This window comes from Vibrio splendidus (genome assembly GCF_003345295.1).
GTDB classification, from domain to species: domain Bacteria; phylum Pseudomonadota; class Gammaproteobacteria; order Enterobacterales; family Vibrionaceae; genus Vibrio; species Vibrio splendidus_K.
Genome location: NZ_CP031055.1, coordinates 1856524 through 1881712, shown reverse-complemented (window position 1 = coordinate 1881712; position 25189 = coordinate 1856524). Strand labels below are relative to the sequence as shown.

Here is a 25189-nt window from a genome sequence, read left to right as displayed (position 1 = left end):
ATGAGCTGCTCAAGAAGAAACTTTTTAGCAGGCGCTGGTGCCGTTATTTTTACCACAGGTGTAGCGGGAACTGCGGCGGTAACAAGTCGCAAGACGCTAGCCAATGTTCAAGAAGATGGCGCTAAACGTTATGGAATGATTCATGACGAAACCGCTTGTATTGGTTGTACCGCCTGTACTGAAGCATGTCGTGAAGTAAACAAAGTACCTGAAGGTGTATCGCGCTTAGAAATTATTAAGAGTGAGCCCCAAGGCGAATATCCCAATGTTGATTACCGTTTTACTCGTAACTCTTGCCAACATTGTGATAACGCACCTTGTGTGATGGTTTGCCCAACAGGCGCGGCCTACAAAGATGAAAAAACCGGCATTGTCGACGTTCATCAAGAGAAGTGTGTCGGTTGTGGTTATTGTCTATTGGCTTGCCCATATCAAGTGCGCTTTTTCCATCCAGAGAACAAGTCCGCAGATAAATGTAACTTCTGTCGTGATACCAATCTAGCACAAGGGAAGTTGCCTGCTTGTGTCGAATCTTGCCCGACCAATGCGCTGGTCTTTGGCGATCTAAATGACCCTAAGAGTGAGATAAACCAGGTGCTTCAATCTGAGGTGGTTTACAGAGATAAAGCTTATCTAGGTACTCAACCAAAGCTCTATAAAGTGCCACACCAAAAAGGGGAGATTTGATTATGAGTGCATGGGACGCAGCTTTTCAGTCTGGTACGGTGGTATGGGACTGGATTATAGCAATCTATCTATTTCTCGCGGGGATGTCGGCCGGTGCCGTAATGATCTCCATTTACCTAAAACGTAAGGTCATTGAAGGCGACCCTGCTCATAATGGTGTGTTAAAGGCCACGGCTTTTCTTGCGCCATTTGGGATCATTTCAGGTCTGCTTATCTTGGTTTTCCACCTGACAAAACCGTTATCCTTTTGGAAGATCATGATCTTCTATAATCCAACGTCTGTGATGTCGATGGGGGTGATCTTATTCCAAGTATATATGGTGATCTTATTCCTTTGGATCGGCATTATATTTAGGGATCAAATAGTCGTGTTCTTGAATGATCAAGCATGGTTAAAAGGGCGACTTGATTTTGTCGGTAATTGGATTGGCAAATTAGAAGTGTTTGAGAATGCTCTGGAAATATTCTTAGCTGTTCTTGCTCTGATGCTTGCCGCTTATACCGGATTCTTGCTTTCAGCTTTAAATACCTTCCCACTATTGAATAACCCAGTGCTGCCGATTTTGTTCTTATTCTCGAGCTTATCTTCGGGAGCGGCGGCGTGTATTTTATTTGGTGTGCTGGTCTTTAAAGAATCACCTCATAGCCCGACTATTTCATGGATCCACGGATTCGAACGTCCAGTCGTGATGTTTGAATTGTTTGTTCTTATTACTTTCTTTACTGGGCTTATCTTCGCTGGTGGTCAAAGTGAACAAGCAGTATGGAACGCAATTGGCAGTGGCTTCTGGGCAAGTTGGTTCTGGTATGGTGTCATCGGTGTCGGTATGGTTTTACCGTTGCTGCTGAATGCCGTTACACCAACCTCAATCCGCCATAGCTCGGTGTATATTTTCTCCGTGACTTCGCTAAGCCTAATGGGCGTATTGATGCTACGAACTTTTGTTCTTTATGCAGGGCAGTTAACGATAGCTTAATTTTGCTCAAGTTTATTAGTGAGCAGATGTTAGATACTGAATATCTGCTTATTAATGAACATGCTTTAAATAAACATGAGATGCGTGTTCAGATTGGCTCTGCTCAAGCGGAGCCTTATTGAGGTGATATGGTCGGTTCTTTGGGGCTGTTTAGTTTAGTGTTGGTTGCTGTACTCAGTAGCATTATTGGTGTGCATTCGTTTTATCAAATGCTAAACAAACGGACGCAAAATATAGGTTTAATCCGCAGTTTCTCTCTTTCAAGTGCATTGCTTTCTCTCACTTCTGTCGCATTGCTTGGCTATGCTTTTGTCAGTGATGACTTCTCTATTCTCTATGTCGCTGAGCATTCAAATACTCAATTACCCTCATTTTTTAAGCTCGCAGCCGTATGGGCAGGCCATGAAGGTTCCTTGTTATTTTGGGTGCTGACGATCAGCGTCTGGTCTGGCGTGATCGCCTTACAAAAACACTATTCGAATGAATACCAAAGCCGAGTGCTGTGGGTGATGAACCTACTGCTCGCGATATTTGCTTGGTTCACGTTATTCGCATCAAATCCGTTTGAAATGAACTCGATCTTGCCGCTAGAAGGGCGTGACCTTAACCCAATGTTGCAAGATGTCGGTCTGATCTTTCACCCGCCATTACTTTACCTTGGCTATGTCGGCTTTTCTGTGGTGCTGGCATTTGCAGTTGCCGCTTTGCTGGTTGATCCAATTGAATTTGATTGGGTTGCTCATTGTCGCAGTTGGTGTCTAGTCGCTTGGATCTTTTTAACTGCAGGGATCATTCTTGGCTCTTGGTGGGCGTATTACGAATTAGGCTGGGGCGGCTGGTGGTTCTGGGATCCTGTTGAAAATGCAAGCTTGTTACCGTGGCTTACTTCAACGGCTTTACTGCACAGCTTAGGCGTTGCCAAGGGCAAACAACAGCTCTTGAAATGGTCTCTCAGCCTTGCTTTCATTACGTTTTGTTTGAGTATCTTAGGCACCTTTATTGTTCGTTCTGGCGTATTAACGTCGGTGCATGCTTTTGCCGTTGACCCAACCAAAGGTATCGCACTGCTACTTATATTAGTATTGGTACTGGTGAGCTCATTTTCTCTGCTTATCATTAGAGGAGAGTCTTTTGAATCTAACCCGATTACCAGCTTCGCGAGTAAGAGCTTTTTAAGCCTAGTCGCGGTGCTCATTTTTGTACTGGCGACCGCTGTTGTGGTGTTTGGTACGTTTTATCCAATGGTATTTGAACTGCTTGGGTTGGGGAACATATCGGTAGGTGCGCCTTACTTTAATCTGTTGATTGCACCTTTGGCTTTGCTTGCGTTGGCCGTCGTCGGCTTAGCCCCTTTGCTGAGTATTAAACCTCAAGCGACTAAAGGTGTTATTACGCTGATCGCTCTAGTATCTATTGGTCTAGGGTTCGCCTGTTACGCTTTGCAAGTCGAGCAGACCCAAGTGATGGTACTAATGACATGGTCACTCGCATTTTGGGTGTTACTCACTCATGTGTATGGCTTGGCGGTAACGCGCGGCGCTAAGTTCCAACGCAAAGTCTGGGTGATGACCTTTGCTCATGTCGGGGTTGCGGTGCTCGCCGTAGGCGCTGCAATGAATAGCTATCACTCGTTTGAGCGCAGCTATAAACTAAGCCCTAGCACACAAGTAGAGTTCATGGATTGGACGCTTTCTCATCGTGATACCGAGCTTTATGTCGCCTCAAATTTTACCGCAGAGAAGGCGATACTAAACTTAGATGCAGGCGATAAAAGCTTTACCATCGCGCCAGAAAGAAGACACTACCAAGTTCGAGTCATGAACATGAGTGAGCCTGCAATGAAGTGGTTCTGGCATGGCGATGTTTATATCACCATGGGCGAGAAAGTCGATTCCACCGCTTATGCATTTCGAGTGCAGTACAAGGCGTATGCACGCTGGATCTGGTTTGGTGGGTTGTTTTCCATTCTTGGCGCTTTACTCTCATTGACTCATCGTAAAAAGAAAACCGTTAAGGCGTCACAGTATGCATACCAGCGTTCGTAACAAGCTCATCACGTTAATTATCTTGGCATTAATGGTGGTGTTGGGCTTTGCCTTTGCGCTCAATAATAAACAGCAATCGACGATTGTGTCGGAGCAAAAAAGGGCATTTCCAGAATTCATATCTACTGCGTTAGCGAATAGTGAAGGCATCAGTAGTAAACAGGAAATTACGTTGGCTGATGTCACTCAACATCCTTACCAACTGGTCAATGTATGGGCTTCATGGTGCGGAATATGTAAAACCGAGCACGCTTTTTTACTCGAACTACAAAAGGAAGGTATTCCAATTGTTGGTCTCAATTATCGAGATAACCCCGGTGCTGCGCTTAATGTATTGTCCAACGACGGCAACCCGTACTCAACTGTGATCAGCGATCCTCAAGGGAAGTTGGCGTTAGAACTCGGTGTAATCGGTACTCCTGAGACGTATTTAGTCGATGCTGACGGCCAAATCATTAAGAAGTTACTGGGCGTGATTAATGAATCGGTTTGGCGCAAAGAACTTGCGATGTATTTTGATGGTGCGAATGGATGATGAAGCCTTTGATACAAGCACTCGTTATGCTGTCTACGCTTATGGTTATTAGTTTTCCGACTTTGGCAGAAGATCTGTTTACAGCCAGTAATAAGGACACGAGTATTCAAGTTGAACTGTTTGAGTTTGAAAACCCAGAACAGCAGCAGCGCGCTATTACATTGGCAAAAACCCTACGTTGCCCGCAATGTCAGAATCAAAACCTGATTGAGTCGAACTCTCCAATTGCAAAAGACTTACGCCTCGTTGTATTCAATATGGTGAAAGCAGGGAAGAGTAATAATGAAATTACTCAATATATGACGGAAAGGTTCGGTGAATTTGTGCTCTATAAACCAGCAATGAGTGTTTCAAACTTATTACTTTGGCTACTTCCGAGCGTATTATTCCTCTTATTTATATATTTATCAGTAAAAAGTGTTAGAAAGAGCTCATAAAAATTATGTATTACTGTTTACCAATTGACCTGTATTTTGTAACATTAAAGGATTATAAAGGCTAAGCACTGTTATATAAGGATGTATCTGTGGATAACGTAATCTCAAATTTAAAGAAAGAGTTCCATACTCATGTCCGATCTGACAAATGGGCAGAAAAATACAGTGCAAAGTCGAGCATTTCTACACTTACTCAAGAAGAGTTAACCGAATTAGAGAACGCTTGGGTTCAGCTTGTCATCTGGAAGCAAACTCAAGTAAGTTGATCGTTCTGTAAAAAATTGTAGTCTTAGCCGCAACTGATTAATTTATAACCCCATGTTGGTCATCGCAATGTGGGGTTTTTTGTTACCTGAAAAATTATTGTTATAATATAACAATTAGTGCATGGTCGACCTTGAAAAAAATTGTTAACAGCCTCATAGTGTCTATCATTAGATAGTTAGCTACAAAATATTGCCTAGACATATAATGTAGTGTTGTTAAATACATCGAATTTTCAAGTGAGTATAGCTATGGCGGAAGTGCGTGCCAGAATAGATTTCAAAGTAGGGGTAACAAGCAGTATTGATGCTGAACTTCTGTCTTTTCATGGATTGAAAACAGATAAAGAGCATGTTGCTGTGATATTTAAATCAGCAGACAAGACACAAGACATACCTCTTGTTCGTATGCACTCTGAGTGCCTGACTGGTGATGTTTTCCATTCCTCTCGCTGTGACTGTGGTGAGCAGCTAGACGAAACCATTAGAATTATGGGTGAGACGGGTGGAGTGATTCTTTACTTACGCCAAGAAGGTCGTGGTATTGGTCTATACAATAAAATCGATGCATACCGCCTGCAAAGTGAAGGTATGAACACTTACGAAGCCAATAACCATCTAGGTTTCGGTGATGATTTGCGTGATTTTACTGAAGCGGCAGAAATGCTTCGTGCTTTAGGAACCACAAAAATTCGCCTAGTCACTAACAACCCCAAGAAAATTAATGAGCTGAAATCTTTTGGTATTGAGATTGAAGAAGTGGTGAACACCTCTGCTCATGTTAAGTCGGGTAATGAAAGCTACCTGAAGGCAAAAGTCTCACACGGTAAGCATAATCTGGATATCTGATTAGCCTCTTTGTTGCGCTTAACATAAAAATGTTTAAAGACCTCACATATGTGAGGTTTTTTTGTATTTATCTTGCAATAAAATTGTAAGTTTGTATTATTCCAATCCGTAGTGCAAATGATAATGGTTTGCACTATTACTACGAATAATAATTTAAAGCTCAACAAGGACGCTTCATGACTATTAAATCTTTAGTGACAAAAGCCGTAACTTCGTCACTCCTTTTTGCCTCTGCTTCTTCTTTCGCAGCAGTAACTCAAGATCAAGTTGTAGAACATTACGCAGATATTGCTCATGCCGTGTTTGCAGATTCAGTAATTACAGCAAAAGCGTTGAACTCTTCTATTGATACCTTCTTAGCTTCTCCTTCTGCTGGCAACTTCGAACAAGTAAAACAAGCTTGGCTTGAGTCTCGCGTACCTTACCAACAGTCAGAAGTATTCCGCTTTGGTAACGTTGTTGTTGACGATTGGGAAGGCCAATTGAACGCATGGCCACTTGATGAAGGCCTAATCGATTACGTTTCGACTGATTACCAATATGAGCTTGGTAACGAAGGCGCTAGCGCAAACATCGTTGCTAATAAAACTTTCCAAATTGGTCAGACAACGGTAGACGCAACCAACATTACTCCAGAACTAATTGCAGATCTCAACGAGATCGGTGGCTCTGAAGCAAACGTAGCATCTGGCTACCACGCGATTGAATTCCTACTTTGGGGTCAAGATTTAAACGGCACAAACAGCGGTGCAGGTGAGCGTGCTTACACTGATTTCGTTGTTGGTGCTGAGTGTACTAACGGCAACTGTGACCGTCGTGGCGCATACCTAAAAGCATCAGCTGAACTACTTATCCAAGATCTAGAGTGGATGGAAAAACAGTGGGCTGAAGGCGAGAAAGGCAACTACCGCCAAGAGCTTCTTTCTGAATCTAGCGACAACGGCCTACGTAAAATGTTGTTCGGCATGGGTTCACTGTCTCTAGGTGAATTGGCGGGTGAGCGTATGAAAGTGGCTTTAGAAGCTAACTCTACTGAAGATGAGCACGACTGTTTCTCTGATAACACGCACAACTCTCACTACTACAACGAGCAAGGCATCTACAACGTTTACACGGGTCTATATAAGCGTGAAGACGGCACTCTGCTTTCAGGTCCAAGCCTGTTTGACCTAGTTGAGCAAAAAGATGAGCAAGCTGCGAAAGAGATTCAAAAGCAGTTTGATCTAGCACGTGCACAAGTTGGTCAGCTGGTTGTTTCTGCAGAAAAAAATAACCAGCATTTCGATCAGCTAATTGCTGCTGACAACGCTGCGGGGAATGCACTAGTAAACAAAACAATTGTTGCTCTAGTGTCTCAAACCGCTGCAATCGAGCGTGCCGCTGGTGTTATTGGTATTGATAGCCTTAACCCAGACACGGCTGATCACGAGTTCTAAGAACCCGTGACGAAAATCATAAAGGGCTCTCATTGAGCCCTTAATTGTTTGTTACTCATGAAAGTTACTCCCAAATAAAAACTAAAATCAAAAACACAGCAAGGCAATGTATGAAGTCGTATCTATCAGCCTCACTATTAACCGCACTGTTTTTCTTATCGCCATTACACGCCCATGAAACTTACTCTGGTGGTAAAACGACTGTGAAGAAAGAGGGAGCGAATGCTTTTTCTCTTCCTGCAGCCAATCTACCAATGAGCAAACGCTTGGATTTCAGTGTCGGTAACAGCTTCTTTAGAAATCCTTGGGTACCTGCACCCTCATCAACCGATGCGCGTGATGGGTTAGGCCCATTATTCAACACCAACGGTTGTCAAAACTGCCATATTAAAGATGGTCGTGGTCATGCGCCTGAAAAAGGCGATGAGAACGCGGTATCCATGTTGGTTCGCTTAAGTATCCCAGCTGAAACGCCAGAGCAGAGACAAGCTTTCATTCGCGATGGTGGTATTCCAGAACCGACTTACGGCGGCCAGTTACAAGATTTCGCGCTTCAAGGTGTGAAACCAGAGGGTAAAGTGAACATCAGCTACACAGATGTTCCAGTTGAATTCAAAGACGGCACAGTCGTGACTCTGCGTAAACCAACCCTAAAGATTACTGATCTTGCTTTTGGCGAGATGCACCCTAAAACAGAGTTTTCTGCGCGCGTTGCGCCGCCAATGATTGGTCTTGGTCTGCTGGAGAGCATTTCAAAAGAAACGATTCTTGGATTTGCTGATCAGCAATTGGCCGACAAACAAGGTATTTCAGGTAAAGCTAACTATGTTCTCGATGTGCAAACCAACGAAATGGCTCTAGGCCGTTTTGGTTGGAAAGCTGGACAGCCAAACTTAATGCAACAAAATGCGGCGGCGTTTAACGGTGATTTGGGCTTAACGAGTCGCTTATTCCCGAATGAAAACTGCACATCAGCGCAATCAACTTGTGATGATTTTCCAAATGGTGGCAAACCAGAAGTAAGCGATAACATCCTAGATTTTGTTGAGTTTTATTCGCAGCATCTAGCCGTGCCTATTCGTCGTAATGTCGACAATCCAGTCGTTGTTCAGGGTAAAAAGCTGTTTAAAGACGCTGGTTGTCAAAGTTGTCACCAAGCTGAATTCCGCACGGCAGAGCGTGAAGGTTTACCATCACTGTCTAAGCAGTTAATTAGCCCATATACCGATATGTTGCTGCACGATATGGGTGAAGGCTTAGCGGATAACCGTCCTGAGTATCTTGCGAATGGCCAAGAATGGCGCACAACACCTTTATGGGGATTAGGCTATACCAAAGAAGTGAATGGTCATACGTTCCTGCTTCATGATGGCCGAGCAAGAAACGTTATGGAAGCTGTGCTTTGGCATGGTGGTGAAGCAGAAATGGCGAAACAAAACGTTTTAGCTCTTAGTAGCAGCGAGCGTGAAGCGCTATTGGCGTTCTTAAACTCGTTATAGGCTGAGTTGCATTCAGCTTAGTTAACGGCTAATGACTTAAGAAAGCCGCTATCAAACCACTTAGCACCGCTGAACTTGTAGGAATACGAGGCCAGCGGTCGTTTCGTATTTAATGAACTCATATAATTAAAAGAAAAATTAGGAAGTAAGGTAACAGCATGACACATAAATTTTTGTTAATGCCTTTGTCGGTATTAATTATGGCAGGCTGCCAATCATCGGGTGAGCAAGCCGCTTCATCTGAGGTTAACGGTGTGTCTTATCAAGCAGACACGACCGATCACATCAGTCGCAGTGTCTATCAACAAGAGTTTGATTCGGCCGTCCTATTTGCCAAGCAAGCCAATGAGCTAGAAGTCTTGATGCAGGGTTACTGCCAAACCAATGATGTTGAGTTAGATGCATTGAAAAATCAGTGGCAGCTCACCATGAACAGCTGGATGGCGCTACAAGGCCAAGAAAGAGGCCCAACAGCGGCACTAGAAGAGAGCTGGAATGTTCAATTCTGGCCAGACAAAAAGAACACCACAGGCCTAAAAATGCGCCAGCTGACTCAGCAAGATAAAGTTTGGTCCCAGCACGAAATTGCTCAGCAGAGTGTGACCGTTCAAGGGCTAGGTGCGTTGGAATGGTCGCTTTATGACGAGCAATCGCCACTGCTTCAAGACAAAGCGCTAGGTTGCCAATCATCACAAGCGATTACTGAAAACTTAGCGATTAAGTCGTCTTCGATTGCACTGGCATGGCAGGTTAACCCTTGGTTAGCGCTAGACGATACTCGCTGGGAGTCTGAATACATCGCTTTATTGACCAACCAACTTGATTACAGCATGAAAAAGCTGAGTCGCCCGATGGCGAAAATTGGTCATCCGCGTCCTTACTTCTCAGAATCATGGCGTGCACAAACCTCGATGACTCAACTAAAAGCCAATGTAGCAGCACTGCAGAATTTGTACCTTGCCGATGGCAATGGCCTAGACGGCTTGTTGAGAGAGAAGGGCTTAAACGACCTTGCTGACCGTGTTGCTGACCAGTTCACATTGACGCTAGATACTTGGCCTACAGACTCAAGCTTGTTCGAGTTACTGCAGAGCAAAGAGGGCTATCGAGATGTGCTGACTCAATACAACAAACTAGAACGTTTGAAGTACCTCATTCATGAAGAAGTGGCGATAGAGCTTGGCGTGGTAATAGGATTTAATGCTACCGATGGTGACTGATACTACGCGAAGAACGCTACTCAAGGCTGCACTGGGTTGTGCAGCTGTTCCTGTACTTCCATTTGGCTGTGCTAGTCGCTCTGATGCTGTGAGCTCATCTCGTGAGCCTCAATTAATCGGTTGTGCGCTGAATGGGCGAGGTCAATATTCAGCGGTTGTGGCTGATGAATATGGGATGCCATTGAGTCAACTGCCGATCCCAGATCGTGGTCATGGCGTCGCGATTTGCCCAACCTCATCACATGCGGTGGTTTTTGCTCGTCGTCCTGGTGACTATTTTATGGTGTTTGACTATAAAAACGGTCAGCAGATCAAAATGGTCGTGAAAGGGACTAATCGTCACTTCTACGGTCATGGCGTTTACTCATTAGACGGCAAGTTACTGTATGCCACTGAAGGGAAAACGGACAGCAGCCAAGGTGTGATTGGCGTTTACGATGTCGCACAAGGCTATCGTAAGGTCGAAGAGTTCAGCGGTTTTGGTATTGGGCCTCATGAAGTGATCATCATGCCGGATGGAAACCTCGCGATCGGCGTTGGTGGCGTTCATACTGATGGTAGAACACCGAAAAACCTCGATTCGATGCAGCCGAGCTTGAGTTATGTTTCTCCTGAAGGTGTGTTACTTGATCAGGTTGAATTGTTGGATAAGAAGCTGAGCATTCGACACTTGGCCCATGATGGTGCTGAAACGGTACTTTGTGGTCAGCAATATCGTGGTGAACCAGATGAGTATCCTTCGCTTTTGGCGATGCATACCAAAGGTGGACAGTTTGAATCACTGAACGCGGAACCAGAGCAATGGGCAAGGTTCAATCACTATATCGCCAGTATTGCGGCGTCAGACGATTGGATTATTGCGACTTCGCCAAGAGGCAACTGCTACGGTATTTGGTCTAAAGAAACCAAAGAGTTAGTAGAACTGTCTGCATTATCTGATGCTTCTGGTGCTGTGCTGCTTGATGGTGAGTTTCGACTAAGCTCTGGGGCGGGAAGTGTGGTAAGCCAGAGCAAGCCTTATGAGAAATCAACTCAGCAATCATCGGTCCAGTGGGATAATCATTGGAGTTCAATCTGATTTATAAAGCCTCTTAAAAATAACATGCTTACTCCTATTTCTTTGCCATACTTATGAGATGGTTGGTGATGGAGTTAAGCATGTTCGCGAAATACTTCTGTGGATTATTGGTGTTAGTTTCTGTGAACGCATGGAGCTATACGAGTTCTGACGAGAGCCGATTTATTCCGGCTGATTCAGAGCTCTCTTTTATGTTGATTTATCCAGAGCTTACCCAGAGTATTTATCAAGACTCCTCTCTGCCTATTCTATGGGACTCCCCTGAACTTGTTAAAGCGTTTGAATTTCAATTGTCGCTTCTCGAACAAGCTCAAATGGCACCACTCTTCGAGCGACAACTCAAGCAAATCCGTCACTATCAATCCCATGCTCAATGGCAAGAGTTGGACATATTACTCACCGATACCTTTATCTACTACTTGAGCTACGTTGAAAATGCGCCGCTTGCCGGTAAAGAGTGGTACTTCTCGGGCAAGCTGCATTCCAAATTACCTGCGCCTTCTCCGCATATTCTGATGAGATTAAAAAGCAGCGTTGCCAATGATTACTTATTGGAGATGGTGTTGTCTTACGCGCCGCCTGTTGGGGATTTTGACCAATTTAAAGCAACCTATTCGGTGTTAGAAACCGCCTCTGAACTCAATATTGAACGATATAGACAGAAAGGTTTGAAGCGCTTGGGTGACGAGCTTTCAGACAAAACGGTTCTTGTTGAGCGCATTGCTTTGGTTGGTGTTGATACCTCGATGATCGCGGTCGATTTTCCCGAGTTCGATCGAGATCTGCAAACGGCGATTAAATCTTTTCAGCGCATGCACGGCCTTACAGACGATGGGATCGTCGGGCCAGATACGATCAAATGGATCAACATGAGCTTTGATGATCGATTGACTTCATTGGCTTTGAATGCCGAACGTGTTCGTTTGTGGCCACGAGACAGAGACTCACTTATCGTCGTTAACGTCCCTAGTTTTGATATGAAGTATTGGGAAGATGGCGAAGAGGTCTTTGAGTCCAAAGTCGTCGTGGGCAGAAAATCGCGAAAAACACCACTTTTAGAGATAAACCTCGATTCGGTCATCCTAAACCCGACTTGGAATGTGCCATGGAAAATCATGGTCAAAGACATCTTGCCTAAGGTGAAAGCGGACGAAAGCTATCTAGATACACACAACTTCCAAGTGATTGACGGTTGGCGCACTATGGAGACGGTCGATACCACTGAGATCGATTGGCAGACCATCAATTTCAATTCTTTCCCATATCGAATGCGCCAGCAGGCCGGCTCGCGCAATGCATTAGGTTTGTATAAGTTCAATACGCCTAACAAGCGAGCGATCTATCTGCACGATACGCCAAGTAAAGGTCTGTTTAATGACGACTTCCGCGCTTATAGCTCCGGTTGCATACGTGTCGAACATGCAGAGGAATTGGCTGAGTTGTTGTTTGCCACCAAGGTAAGGAAAGTACCGAACCAGAATGGTGACCTTGCTCCTAATACTAAGGTTCGCCTCAAGAAGCGAATCCCCGTGCATATCATCTATCAAACCGTGTTGTTTGAAGAAGGGGGCATTCAGTATCGTGGTGACATCTATCAATATGATAAAGAGGGTGGTTAATTATCAGTGAAGCCAATAAGGGTGATCTTGACCAAAAAATGACAACCAAGCTTCTATTGATAAAATTATAATGTGGATCAATAACTAACCGTGCAAAGGTTACAAATACTAACCTTTTGGGCGGTTTTTGTACGTTGACGCAGCAATTACCATTATGTATCGTGCATTTTTCGTTCGATCTAATTGGTTTTTTTGCTGTATGTCTCAAAGTTTATTTTCACGCCGTCAGTTTCTGACTTACGCTGGTGGTACCGCTGTTGTCGCCTCAATTACTCCTTCTATCGCTTTTGCTTCATACCCTGATCAACCAAGAACGATTAGTATGAACAATCTTCACACTGGTGAACGATTAGAGACCTGTTATTTCGATGGCACTAACTATGTTGGTGATGAGATGGCACGCCTCAGCAAACTATGTCGCGATTTCCGCCGTAATGAAATTCACCCAATGGATAAGAACCTGTTTGATCAGATTACTCAGATTCAAAATGTCTTAGGTATTCATAAAGAAGTTCAGATCATCTCTGGCTACCGCTCTCCAGCGACCAATGAGGCATTGCGTTCTAAGTCGAGTGGCGTAGCCAAGAAGAGCTACCACATGCTGGGTAAAGCGATCGATTTCCGTATTGATGGCGTTAACTTAAAAGAATTAAGAGACGTAGCCAAAAGCCTGAACGCGGGTGGTGTGGGTTATTATGCACGTAGCAACTTTATCCATATCGATACTGGCCCAGTTCGCAGCTGGTAGCGCTAAGCTTAAATTGAGAGCGAAACGGTAGGGACTTGTCAAAGTAGACATCCAATGTCATAGTTTGCCCAAATTTCAGTTTGCCCTTTAAGGTTTGTATATGTCTCTCAAGTATCAAGTTGTTCCTGTTACCTCTTTCTCTCAAAACTGCTCAATTGTGTGGTGTGATGAGACAATGGAAGGCATCGTTGTCGATCCGGGCGGTGACGTTCAACAGCTGGCTGCGATCATTGAAGAGCTAGGTGTTAAAGTGGTGAACTTGGTCCTGACGCACGGTCACTTAGACCATGTGGGTGGCACTGTACCGCTTGCTGAGATCTTGAACGTGAACATTGTTGGCCCGCATAAAGCCGATAACTTTTGGCTTCAAGGTCTAGAGAATCAAAGCCAGATGTTTGGTTTCCCACTGTGCAAAGCCTTTGAACCAAACACATGGTTGGAAGAGGGCGACAAAGTGACTTTTGGTAACCAAGTGATTGATGTGATTCATACTCCGGGTCATACGCCAGGTCACGTTGTACTGTTCAGCGAGCAAGCGCGCATGGCGTTTGTTGGTGATGTTTTATTTAACGGTGCTATTGGTCGTACGGATTTCCCTCAAGGTGATTTCAACACGCTGATTGCTTCAATCAAGACTAAGCTTTGGCCACTAGGAAGCGACGTAACATTCGTTCCGGGTCATGGCCCTGAATCGACATTTGGCCGTGAGCGCGCATCAAACCCATTCGTAGCGGATGAAATGCCTCTGTACTAATTAAGTGTTTGATTGTCCGACCGATTACTCGTGTTGCGATTGATTGAAAATGAAGCTTAGTTTTTGTATTAAGGCTAAGCTTTTTTATTACGTGCGAGTTTATTTCTAAACTTGTCTGTTTTTAATCAGAAAAGCGCTCGGCAGCCGCCAAGTAGCGTCGAGCTAGTCCAATAAACTCCTCTCCACTGATATTCAGATCATGGGTTGATATGAAAATATCGTAGCCGTGAAACCCTCTTTGATATTTCATCCTGTTCGCAAGCATCGCCTGTAATCCTGAATAGTCTTTAATCAACGCGTTTTGAGTGTTCGATTCATTAGTTGAATCAAGGGCAGTCTGTGGCTGGTAATCACTGATGTTATCGTCGTCTATAGTCTCTGACTCTTTATATTGGCTCAATTCAACACAGCCGTTTTCGGTACAACGTGCATGGTAATGCGATGAGTCGAGCACCATATCTTCAAAGTGTGATTCTTTACCCGCTTGTTTCGCTCCCAAGTACAAAAGTGCTCGCTGGCTCAGCAATAATTCGCAGGTTATTTTGGGGCAAATAGAGTCAAGGTAGGGCGAGTAATCTTTCATTTTAATGCCGACCCAAGGGAGAGGTTGATGCCACCCATCTTGTTCGTAAGTACATAGGCCAATCTTTTCAATATTGCTCCACTTTAAAACCCACCCACCTTTATAAAAATGCTGCTGAAAATGAGTCGGTGTGAGAGTGAACATCACTCTGCTGCGCAACATTAAATAATAGCCAGTCCCGAGTAGGGCAATAATGCAAAATGCACCCACGATCAGTAACTTTGGATTGTCACTGTACAGAGCAACGATCAAGCAAACGAAGCCTAAAACAACGGCCAGAATACGGTACGAACGTGTGAACGAAGGCAAAGAGAAATTTGTAAGGTGACGAGTGTCCATAGGCAACACCAAGTTTTCATATTTTTGTCTGGATGGATAACCAGTGTATATGACCCTGAATTGATAAGTCGATGTTTAAATAATAGACGTTAGTAGACAATATCGGTATTTTTCGTCGACTTTCGGCGCTTCACTCTACAAATAGCTCCTGTTTTTTGGTATAAATCGCGCTTCAAATTTTCACCACTGCGAAAAGAGCAGTGAACTGGAGAAATATTCAATGAGACTTGCTCATAAGCGTAAGGTGCAGGCTAAACTGCAGAAACGCACTAAAGCGGCTGTAGTTAAAGCAGTGGCAACGCCGAAAAAAGCGAAGCCTGTCGCAGAGAAAGTTGTAGCAGAAAAAACTGTAGCAGCAAAACCAGCGGTAGAGAAAGCAGTAGCAGCAACTAAAGAAGTTGCAGTAGCACTGACTCCTAAGCAACAACAAGTTCTAGACATCGTTGTTAGCAATGCTGAAGGCATTAACCCTAAAGGTATCGGCCTAGCAGCTGGTCAAGAAGACGCGAAAGCAGCTTCATGGGCAACAGGCGCATTGAAAAAACTTCTTGAAGAAAACCTAGTAGCGAAAGAGCAACTTGCAGGTAACAAGGTTATCTACAAAGCTATCTAATCCTGTGGGATTACATTCGCTTCGTTAAGTTTTTAAGCCTCGATTTTCGAGGCTTTTTTGTATCTGACGGATCATGTTAATCCCAAACCCAAACCCAAACCCAAACCCAAACCCCTAAATCCCTAAACTCATATTCATATTCAAACCTAGCATTCGAACCTAGCCCCAGAAGCCTTATTTCCAATCGGCTGACCCCTTCCGTTATTCCTCTGTCTTTCGCGTGTCCGATGTTTCGAATCAGTAAGCACCAAAGTAGGGCGTCTGATTCTGTGAAACCTTGATTTTCATGGATTGAATGCATTCAGGTGCGTATTTGATCTGTGGTGTGAATAGAGCCTCATCATGAAATGGCAATCAATTGTTAACGGTATTTAATTATTAATACTTAGGTACTTATCAATAAGCATTCCCCTGATGAATAGAGTAAGTCCTTTAAAACCGACATAACTCAATTATTTCCTACGTAGTTCTACGTAATCCTTTGGTCTAATACGCAGTTTTTGTGGGTCTGTCGTGCGTGCTCTCCCTGATATCTAGTTGCCTCATCAAGGTGCACTCTTATGTTGAACCATAAAAAATACTCACAGAAAGAGTGTTAATCCAACAAAAGGACGTGAACATGAGTCTCATATCTAACTCCCTCACACGAGTTTTTAAAAACGTTGCGGTTACTGCAGCGGCTTGTTTAGCTTTGGTCGCAACTGGCGCCACAGCTGCTGATAAGGTTTATCGCTTGAAGCTCGCTGAAACATGGGGACCAAACTTCCCTGTTTTCGGTGATGCAACCAAAAACATGGCTGCGATGGCTGAGAAAATGTCGAATGGTCGACTGCAAATCAGAATCGATTCAGCAAACAAACACAAAGCACCGCTTGGCGTTTTTGACATGGTTAAGTCTGGTCAATACGACATGGGTCACTCAGGCTCTTACTACTGGAAAGGTAAAGTTCCAAACACTCTTTACTTCACTTCTATGCCTTTCGGTATGACGCCAGCAGAACAATACGCGTGGTTCTATCACGGTGGCGGTATGGAATTGATGGAGCAGGTTTACTCTCCACACAACCTAATGTCGTTCCCAGGTGGTAACACGGATATTCAGATGGGTGGTTGGTTTCAAAAAGAGATCAACAGCGTTGAAGATCTACAAGGTCTGAAAATGCGAATCCCAGGCTTTGCCGGTGAGATCCTTGCGGAACTAGGTGCTAAGCCGACTAACATTGCCCCTGGTGAGCTTTACACGTCTTTAGAGCGTCGCACAATCGATGCGCTAGAGTGGGTGGGTCCATCACTTGATTTGCGTATGGGTTTCCACAAAATCGCGCCGTACTACTACACAGGTTGGCATGAGCCGGGTTCAGAGCTTCAATTCCTAGTGAACAAACGTACATGGAACAAGCTTCCTGAAGACCTACAAGAAATCTTGCGTGTTGCAATGCGTACAGCGGCTTACGACATGTACACACAAGCAACGCACGAAAGTGGCAAGAACTGGGTTTCAATGAAAACAGAATACCCAGACGTACAAGTTAAAGATTTCCCACCAGAAGTCATGTCGGCACTGAAAGAAGCGAACGATCGCCTACTTGCGGCACATGCTGAGAAAGATGCACTGGCAAAAGAGATCCAAGCTTCACAAGCAAGCTACCTAGAGCAAGTGCGCTCATGGACGGATATTTCACACAGAGCTTATTTAAATAGCCAAGCGAAATAATCGACAGTTGTTGAACTGAAGCTAAATGAACCCAAAGCTGTTCTTGTTAGGTAACTAAGAGTGACTAAGCGGCGGGTTCATTTTAACCATAATAATTAAGCAGGATAAATCCTGTAACAAGATCCCAAGAACCCTTTCTACGTCGTGCATCTTGTTAGCGCTACTTGTTTTAGTTGCCCTAACTCTAATACGCGATGTCTTTTCAAATTCCATGGAGTCGGGAATGCGAAGTCTAATTTATATTGAACGCCTGTTTAATCGTATCGGTGATGCACTGGGATGGCTTTCCAGTATGTTGTTTATTCTACTTATCGCTAACGTTGTGTATGACGTTGTCATGAGATATGCCTTCAATGATGTCTCAATCGCCTTCCAAGAGATGGAATGGCACCTTTTCTCAGCCGTATTCTTGTTAGGTGTTCCTTATGCCATCAAAGCGGGTGGCCACGTACGAGTGGATGTTTTTTACGAGCAACTGAGCTTTAAAGCACAAGCCATTATTGACCTAATAGGTACCGTTGTCTTCCTGCTTCCTTTCTGTTTGCTGGTGGCTTGGTTTGGTATCGATGTGGCCAAAGAGAGTTATAACCTGGGTGAAACGTCGGGCGATCCCGGTGGTTTGCCGTATCGTTGGATCATTAAAGCGATGATCCCACTGTCGTTTTTCTTGATGGCAGTCAGTGGTGTTGGTTTGATTCTGCATTCGCTGAACAAGATTTTTAATCCGCACCTTATCCATGCAACTAACACGCATGTAAACAATACTCATACAAAGAATAAGTAGAGGCTGAACATGATTGGAATAGTAATGTTTTTCGTAGCCTTGTTTGCTCTTTTGCTTGGCTTCCCTGTCGCGTTCACCTTTGGTGGTATCGCGTTAATCTTTGGTGTTTGGGCTGAAGGCATCGAAATGTTCGCCTTCATGCCATATCGAATTCAATCGATCATGGAAAATACGGTGCTGATGGCCGTTCCATTGTTCGTTTTCATGGGGCTTGTTCTACAAAAGACCAAGCTTGCTGAGCAATTACTTGAGTCAATGGGGCGACTGTTTGGTGGAGTTCGTGGTGGTATTGCTATCTCGACTGTGCTGGTGGGCTCGCTACTTGCCGCATCAACCGGTGTAGTTGGTGCTTCTGTGGTGGCAATGGGGCTTATCTCTCTGCCTGTTATGCTCAAGTACAACTACGATAAAGGCTTAGCCTGTGGCACCATCTGTGCGTCTGGTACCTTAGGGCAAATCATTCCGCCATCCATCGTCTTGATTTTATTGGGTGATGTATTGGGTGTGCCAGTCGGCGACTTGTTCCAAGCGGCAATTTGGCCGGGTGTAATGTTGGTGGGCGCGTATATCGTTTATATCTTGATATACGCAAAACTTAACCCAGAAGCGGCTCAACCAATTGAACGTGATGACTCAATTAGTCGTAAACAAGAAGTCATCAATGCACTGAAAGCTATCGTACCGCCACTCGCGCTGATCATTGTCGTATTGGGCTCTATCTTCGCGGGTGTTGCCACGCCGACAGAGTCAGCTGCATTAGGTGGTGCGGGTGCTATGGTACTTGCTTTGTTGTACGGTCAATTCAGTTGGTCGATGGTGTATGAAGCGTCCAAAGAAACGGTGAAAGTCACGGCAATGGTCTTTGCTATCTTGCTTGGTGCGACGGCATTCTCGATGGCGTTCACTTATACTGGCGGTGATTATCTAGTTGAAGAGTGGATGCTGCAGTTGCCGGGTGAAAAATGGGGCTTCTTGATCATTACCATGTTGGTTATTTTGATTCTGGGTTTCTTCATCGACTTCGTAGAAATCTGTTTCATCATCGTACCGATCATTGCGCCTGTTGCTGAACTGATGGGTATCAACATGACTTGGTTCGCTATCCTTATCGCGATGAACCTACAAACCTCCTTCTTAACGCCGCCATTTGGCTTCAGTTTGTTCTATTTGAAAGGGGTAGCACCGAAAGGCGTCACCACAAAGGACATCTACCGAGGCGTGATGCCGTTCATTCTGATTCAAATCCTCGTACTTGGATCACTTCTCGCTTTCCCATCTTTCTATGGAATGTGAGTGAAGCCAAGAATGTGAATGATATGTTTCAACGGCTATCTATAAATTGCTAAAGTAAAACGGCTTATTGATGTTCAGTAAGCCGTTTTTTGTGAGGGAAAGGAATGCCTCTAAAAGCTAAGCTGATTTTGCTGACGCTACTCCCGTTGCTACTGGTCACGGCGAGCATAAGTTGGATCTCGTTACACCAAACCAAGACGTTGGGTGCGAAAGAGGTCGAGATCTTCAGAGACAGCTTAATCAAGTCGCGTGAAAATGCCCTCAAAGACACGGTCGACCTCGCATTCGACGCCATTGAGCACATCTATAACGATCCAAATATCCAAGAAGCCCAAGCCAAAAAAGAAGTTCGAACCATATTGTCTAAACTTAGATATGGCTCTGATGGTTATTTCTTCGCATATGATCGCCATGGAACCAATTTGGTTCATCCAATACAGCCGGAATTGATTGGGAAAAATCTGCTTCAATTACAAGATGAAGATGGTGATTTTCTGATAGAAGCACTGCTAAGAGAGGCTCAAACCGGAGGAGGATTCCACCAGTATTTGTGGCAAAAGCCCTCGACTGGGGAAGTGGTCTCTAAGCTGAGTTACGCCGCTTGGTTGGAACGTTGGGATTGGATGATTGGCACGGGTTTGTATATTGAAGACGTGCATCAAGAAGTGGCTTCGATGCAGGCCGCGATCAACAAGAATATTGAAACCACTTTCTTCTCCATTGTGGTGATTCTCAGTGTGACCGTGGCGGTTATTATCGTGCTGACCTTAGCCATTAATATGCATGAACATCGGATTGCAGATAATAACCTGAAGGAACTGGCGCATAAGACGGTGATGTTTCAAGAGGACGAGAAGAAGCATTTAGCGCGTGAGTTACATGACGGTATTAACCAATTATTAGTATCGAGTCGTTGCCACTTAGAACTGCTTGGTAATAAGTTACAAAATGAAGACCTCAAAGCGCATTTGAATAAGTCGCAGCATTCATTGATGCGAGCGATCGAAGAGGTGAGGCACATCTCCCATCAACTTCGTCCAAGCTCACTGGATGATATTGGCTTAGAAGCGGCGCTGTCTTCATTGCTGTTAGATTTTCAGGCGCACTCGGGCATAGAAGTAGAAACCTTGTTTAGTACTCGGCCCGGAAAATTGAAATCAGAGGCTGCGACGACCTTATATCGAGTGGTGCAAGAGTCCTTAAATAACATAGAGAAACACGCACAAGCGACCAAAGTAACGGTTATCGCGCAGCAAATTGGCAACGTGTTACAGCTTCTAATCCAAGACAACGGTGTCGGTTTCAACACCTATAAAGCGATGGAAAAACGAGGGATCGGTCTGCGCAATATGAGAGAGCGAGTGGAGTTCATTGGTGGTGATTTTGAATTGATGAGTGAGATTGGCCTCGGAACAGAAATTACAGTGTTACTGACACTAGAGGGATTAATGAATGAGTGAAGTTATTCGAGTTGTGATCGCTGACGATCACCAAGTGGTATTGGATGGCTTTATGGCGAGATTGGAACTCGAGCCAGATATTTGTGTGATAGGTACCGCCAGTAATGGATTAGAAGCGGTAGAAATAGTTAAAACTCTGCGTCCTGATGTGGTGTTGATGGATATCAGCATGCCTATAATGAATGGCATTGACGCCACCCACCTGATTAAAGAAGAAGACCCTGATGCCAAGGTGTTGATGCTGACCATGCATAACAACCGTGAATACATCATGAAAGTGATGCAGTCGGGTGCCGTCGGCTATATGTTGAAAGAGATTTCCGCGGAAAAGATGGTACAGGCGATTAAAACGGTGAACCAAGGTTCGACCTATTTCTGTGAAAAAGTAACACAGAATTTGTTCACACAGCCTATTACTCCCACGCAATCTGTAAAGAATCCATTGAGCAGGCGTGAAGAAGCAGTGTTGAAATTGGTGGCGAAAGGGGAGAGCAGTAAAGAGGTCGCAAAGGCGCTGAATATCAGTTATCGAACCGTCGAAACTCATAGACAAAACATTAAGCATAAGCTGGATATTCACTCTACGGCAGAGCTAGCTAAATATGCTGTTAATTCTGGGCTTGTGGAGTGATCTTACGCTAAATTACATTAAATGTGTAATTTAATTACTAAAGTTGTAATTTATGCCTGATTTTTGGCGGTTTTTTTAGTATTTTTGCGACAGGTTGATATCCTTCTTTTCGAAATTTAAGCGCCGAATGCAATGTTGCAAACTGTGCGCTACAAATTAGAGAGGAAACATGGAGCCTGTAAAAGATAGGTATAGTATTGAAAATACCGATTATACAGTAGGACAAGATAACGTTCAGAAATGGGGTTTTGACGTCCATAACCCAGTATTTGGAATCAGTGCAGGAGCGATTATCATCTTCCTGGTTGCACTTTTGATCGCTGATCCTGAAACCGCAAAATCAGCACTTGATGGAATTAAATGGAAAGTCATCGGTAACTTCGATGGTTTCTTCATGTGGGCAGCCAACATCTTTGTTATTTTCTGTTTTGCCCTCATTGTCTCTCCGTATGGCAAGATACGTATTGGTGGCAATGATGCCAAAGCAGAGCACTCCAACCTATCTTGGATGTCGATGTTATTCGCCGCAGGAATGGGTATTGGTTTGATGTTCTGGGGTGTTGCTGAGCCAGTAGCTTACTTCACGGGCTGGTATGAAACGCCACTCGGTGTTGAAGCTTATTCTCCTGAAGCAGCTAAGTTGGCGCTTGGCGCAACTATTTATAACTGGGGTTTACACGGTTGGTCTATTTACGCCGTTGTTGCTCTAGCCCTCGCTTTTTTCACTTTCAATAAAGGCTTACCGCTTTCTATTCGATCAATCTTTTACCCGCTACTCGGTGACAGAACTTGGGGTTGGTTTGGACATATCGTTGATATCGTCGCGGTACTGGCTACGCTATTTGGCCTTGCAACATCGCTTGGCCTAGGCGCACAGCAAGCAACCAGTGGTATTAACCATGTGTTTGGTACCGATGGTGGTATTGGCATGCAGCTCATTGTTATCGCAGTGGTCACTTTCTTAGCAACAATGTCAGTGGTTCGCGGTATTAACGGTGGCGTGAAGGTTTTAAGTAACATCAACATGTTGGTTGCTTTGGGCTTGCTTATCTTCGTAACGATCGCTGGTGGTATGGCGGGTATTAAAGCAATCCCAACCGCGCTAATGGGCTACATTGAAAACTTTATTCCTCTAAGTAATCCTCATGGTCGTGATGATGAAACTTGGATGCAGGGTTGGACGGTATTCTATTGGGCTTGGTGGATGTCTTGGTCACCATTCGTAGGCATGTTCATCGCGCGTATCTCTAAAGGTCGTACTATTCGTGAATTCATCGTCGCTGTATTGTTCATCCCAACGACAGTAATCATCATCTGGATGGCTATTTTCGGTGGTATCGCGATTGATCAAGTGGCGAACAAGGTGGGTGAGATAGGCGTGAATGGTTTGCAAGATATTACGCTTTCTCTATTCCACACTTATGATGCGCTGCCAATGAGTTCTGTGCTTTCTGTAGTATCGATTGGTTTGATTATGGTGTTCTTCATCACCTCGTCAGATTCAGGCTCATTAGTTATCGACAGCATTACTTCTGGCGGTAAAGTTGATGCCCCTGTTCCTCAACGTGTATTTTGGGCGTTGATGGGCGGTGCGATTGCAGCTGTTCTATTGTGGGTTGGCGGTACGGAATCCATTCAAGCACTGCAAGCTGGAACGGTATCAATGGCGCTACCATTTGCGTTCATATTATTGCTTATGTGCCTAAGCTTATTGCTAGGTTTGCGTACCGAAAATCAATTGGTTAAGCAGCAAAATGCTTTGAGTTAAAAGTATTATTCAAATAACGGCCGACTTGTTCGGCCTTTTTTTCGTCAGTAATTTGAGTAATTACGTGAATATTGGATGAAAACCCATCGAACCGATTCTGGTTTACTGAAAACAATAAGTTAACCTGCTAAACTTCAGACATCCAAGTATTTGAATTATTGTGACAACAGCTTGTATTACTTGGATCGTGTGTTCGAGTTTGTGATTCAGTCACAAGTAAGTAAGGGATAGTAAGGTCAACAGACCCTATCAATATTCCGTAGAGAGGGATAATGACTAAAGGTATAGATAAATACAGTATCGACAGTACGGATTACACTGTCGGTCAAGATAACGTCCAAAAATGGGGTTTTGATGTTCATAACCCAGTATTTGGTATCAGTGCAGGACTTATTGCTTTGTTCCTGATCGGCATTCTGATTACAGATACCGCTTCAGCAAAGGCAGCACTAGATGGCGTTAAAGGCCAGATCATCAATTCGTTTGATTGGCTTTTCATCTGGTCGGGTAATGTTTTCGTTGTTTTCTGCTTAGGCTTAATTGTTTCTCCGTATGGTAAAATCCGCCTTGGTGGTGTTGATGCGACGGCAGATTACTCATTCATGTCTTGGCTATCGATGTTGTTTGCCGCAGGTATGGGTATCGGCCTAATGTTCTGGAGTGTGGCGGAACCCGCTGCTTACTTCACGGGTTGGTTTGAAACCCCGTTAGGTGTTGAACCAAACACACCAGAAGCTGCTAAGTTGGCGCTAGGTGCAACCATGTATCACTGGGGTCTACACCCTTGGGCGATTTATGGCGTAGTAGCACTGTCACTTGCGTTTTTCTCTTACAACAAGGGATTGCCTCTTTCTATTCGTTCTATTTTCTACCCAATCTTGGGTGATAGAGCGTGGGGGTGGGCTGGTCACATTGTTGATATTCTGGCGGTTCTTGCAACGCTGTTTGGTTTGGCGACGTCGCTGGGCTTAGGTGCACAACAAGCAGCAAGTGGTATTCAACATGTCTTCGGAATCGAGGCTGGCTTAGGGTTACAAGTTGTTGTTATTACCGTAGTAACGTTATTAGCGGTCGTGTCAGTGCTTCGCGGTATTGATGGCGGCGTTAAAGTTATCAGTAACATCAACATGTTGGTTGCTTTCCTACTGCTTATCTTAGTGGCTCTAATCGGCTATGCGGTGAGTTTAGGTTCTATCCCAACAACCTTTATGGCATACGTTGAAAACATCATTCCTTTGAGTAACCCTCATGGTCGTGAAGATGAAGCGTGGATGCACGGCTGGACGGTATTCTACTGGGCTTGGTGGATTTCATGGTCACCATTCGTAGGTATGTTTATCGCGCGTGTTTCTAAAGGTCGTACGGTTCGTGAGTTCATCACAGCTGTTCTGATTGTTCCAACGACTGTTACTATCATTTGGATGTCAGTATTTGGTGGCATGGCGATTGACCAAATCGTGAATAACGTGGGTATCCTTGGTCAAGATGGTTTGACTGATGTATCACTGGCAATGTTCCAAATGTTTGATGCTCTACCGTTCGGTACGCTGCTATCAATCATTGCGGTTATCTTAGTTCTAGTATTCTTCATTACATCGTCTGACTCAGGCTCTCTAGTAATCGACAGCATCACCGCAGGTGGTAAAGTTGATACGCCTGTACCTCAACGTGTGTTCTGGGCGTTCCTTGAAGGTGCGATTGCAGTCGCTCTATTGTGGGTTGGCGGTACAGAAGCAGTACAGGCTCTACAAGCGGGCGCAATATCGACGGCATTGCCATTCACCATCATTCTATTATTGATGTGTGTGAGCTTGCTAATGGGTATGCGTACAGAAAAACGCTAACCTTTAAAGCTAA

The 25189-nt window shown here is 44.4% G+C and carries 23 protein-coding genes; 22 read left to right on the top strand and 1 reads right to left on the bottom strand.

Annotation, left to right across the window (positions count from 1 at the left end; translation table 11 throughout):
- From nrfC to DUN60_RS08155, 14 genes are all read left to right on the top strand, one after another.
- Entirely contained in the window at positions 1-687 is a 687-nt protein-coding gene (nrfC, locus tag DUN60_RS08215; protein WP_114633721.1) for a cytochrome c nitrite reductase Fe-S protein, read from the top strand.
- 2 nt (positions 688-689) lie between these two features.
- The gene (gene nrfD, locus DUN60_RS08210; RefSeq protein WP_029222016.1) at positions 690-1664 is read left to right on the top strand and encodes a cytochrome c nitrite reductase subunit NrfD; all 975 of its coding nucleotides are present in this window, start codon (positions 690-692) and stop codon (positions 1662-1664) included.
- A gap of 128 nt (positions 1665-1792) precedes the next feature.
- On the top strand, positions 1793-3709 hold the full coding sequence (locus tag DUN60_RS08205; protein ID WP_114633720.1) for a heme lyase CcmF/NrfE family subunit: 1917 nt from the start codon (positions 1793-1795) through the stop codon (positions 3707-3709).
- A complete protein-coding gene (locus DUN60_RS08200; protein ID WP_114633719.1) occupies positions 3690-4244 on the top strand; it encodes a DsbE family thiol:disulfide interchange protein in 555 nt (184 codons plus the stop codon). The genes DUN60_RS08205 and DUN60_RS08200 overlap by 20 nt, the downstream gene beginning before the upstream one ends.
- Entirely contained in the window at positions 4241-4681 is a 441-nt protein-coding gene (nrfF, locus tag DUN60_RS08195; RefSeq protein ID WP_054547360.1) for a heme lyase NrfEFG subunit NrfF, read from the top strand. Before DUN60_RS08200 ends, nrfF begins: the two co-directional genes overlap by 4 nt.
- Before the next feature lie 89 nt (positions 4682-4770).
- Positions 4771-4947 (top strand): hypothetical protein, encoded by a 177-nt coding sequence (locus DUN60_RS24550; RefSeq protein ID WP_017063565.1) that lies wholly within the window; start codon positions 4771-4773, stop codon positions 4945-4947.
- Positions 4948-5196: 249 nt separating this feature from the next.
- Complete coding sequence (locus DUN60_RS08190) at positions 5197-5793, top strand: GTP cyclohydrolase II (protein ID WP_004733379.1); 597 nt, start codon at positions 5197-5199, stop codon at positions 5791-5793.
- 176 nt (positions 5794-5969) lie between these two features.
- Positions 5970-7229 (top strand): imelysin family protein, encoded by a 1260-nt coding sequence (locus DUN60_RS08185; protein WP_017078703.1) that lies wholly within the window; start codon positions 5970-5972, stop codon positions 7227-7229.
- 110 nt (positions 7230-7339) lie between these two features.
- Complete coding sequence (locus tag DUN60_RS08180; RefSeq protein WP_114633718.1) at positions 7340-8728, top strand: di-heme oxidoreductase family protein; 1389 nt, start codon at positions 7340-7342, stop codon at positions 8726-8728.
- Between the two features lie 158 nt (positions 8729-8886).
- Entirely contained in the window at positions 8887-9948 is a 1062-nt protein-coding gene (locus DUN60_RS08175; protein WP_114633717.1) for an imelysin family protein, read from the top strand.
- Positions 9938-11026: a DUF1513 domain-containing protein gene (locus DUN60_RS08170; RefSeq protein ID WP_114633716.1), complete on the top strand. Its 1089-nt coding sequence runs from the start codon at positions 9938-9940 to the stop codon at positions 11024-11026. The genes DUN60_RS08175 and DUN60_RS08170 overlap by 11 nt, the downstream gene beginning before the upstream one ends.
- An 80-nt stretch (positions 11027-11106) precedes the next feature.
- Entirely contained in the window at positions 11107-12645 is a 1539-nt protein-coding gene (locus DUN60_RS08165) for a L,D-transpeptidase family protein (RefSeq protein ID WP_114633715.1), read from the top strand.
- A gap of 199 nt (positions 12646-12844) precedes the next feature.
- Positions 12845-13393 carry a peptidoglycan L,D-endopeptidase MepK gene (mepK, locus tag DUN60_RS08160; RefSeq protein WP_065204824.1) on the top strand — a complete coding sequence of 183 codons (549 nt, stop codon included), beginning with the start codon at positions 12845-12847 and terminating at the stop codon, positions 13391-13393.
- A gap of 100 nt (positions 13394-13493) precedes the next feature.
- A complete protein-coding gene (locus tag DUN60_RS08155; protein WP_004733386.1) occupies positions 13494-14147 on the top strand; it encodes an MBL fold metallo-hydrolase in 654 nt (217 codons plus the stop codon).
- A 121-nt stretch (positions 14148-14268) separates the two neighbouring features.
- Here the strand turns inward: DUN60_RS08155 and DUN60_RS08150 are convergent, their stop codons facing one another.
- Positions 14269-15069 carry a DUF2982 domain-containing protein gene (locus DUN60_RS08150; RefSeq protein WP_114633714.1) on the bottom strand — a complete coding sequence of 267 codons (801 nt, stop codon included), beginning with the start codon at positions 15067-15069 and terminating at the stop codon, positions 14269-14271.
- A gap of 220 nt (positions 15070-15289) precedes the next feature.
- On the opposite strand from DUN60_RS08150, the gene DUN60_RS08145 reads away from it, so the two are divergent.
- From DUN60_RS08145 to DUN60_RS08105, 8 genes are all read left to right on the top strand, one after another.
- Entirely contained in the window at positions 15290-15682 is a 393-nt protein-coding gene (locus DUN60_RS08145) for a hypothetical protein (RefSeq protein ID WP_004733388.1), read from the top strand.
- A gap of 619 nt (positions 15683-16301) precedes the next feature.
- The gene (locus tag DUN60_RS08135) at positions 16302-17396 is read left to right on the top strand and encodes a TRAP transporter substrate-binding protein (protein WP_029223544.1); all 1095 of its coding nucleotides are present in this window, start codon (positions 16302-16304) and stop codon (positions 17394-17396) included.
- Between the two features lie 211 nt (positions 17397-17607).
- Positions 17608-18180 carry a TRAP transporter small permease subunit gene (locus DUN60_RS08130; RefSeq protein ID WP_054547367.1) on the top strand — a complete coding sequence of 191 codons (573 nt, stop codon included), beginning with the start codon at positions 17608-17610 and terminating at the stop codon, positions 18178-18180.
- 9 nt (positions 18181-18189) lie between these two features.
- A complete protein-coding gene (locus tag DUN60_RS08125) occupies positions 18190-19473 on the top strand; it encodes a TRAP transporter large permease (RefSeq protein WP_054547368.1) in 1284 nt (427 codons plus the stop codon).
- A 104-nt stretch (positions 19474-19577) separates the two neighbouring features.
- A complete protein-coding gene (locus tag DUN60_RS08120; protein WP_114633712.1) occupies positions 19578-20933 on the top strand; it encodes a cache domain-containing protein in 1356 nt (451 codons plus the stop codon).
- Entirely contained in the window at positions 20926-21564 is a 639-nt protein-coding gene (locus tag DUN60_RS08115; RefSeq protein ID WP_114633711.1) for a response regulator transcription factor, read from the top strand. Before DUN60_RS08120 ends, DUN60_RS08115 begins: the two co-directional genes overlap by 8 nt.
- A gap of 169 nt (positions 21565-21733) precedes the next feature.
- A complete protein-coding gene (locus DUN60_RS08110; RefSeq protein ID WP_054547371.1) occupies positions 21734-23332 on the top strand; it encodes a BCCT family transporter in 1599 nt (532 codons plus the stop codon).
- Between the two features lie 272 nt (positions 23333-23604).
- Positions 23605-25176 (top strand): BCCT family transporter, encoded by a 1572-nt coding sequence (locus DUN60_RS08105; RefSeq protein WP_017093820.1) that lies wholly within the window; start codon positions 23605-23607, stop codon positions 25174-25176.
- The last annotated feature ends 13 nt before the right edge of the window (positions 25177-25189 follow it).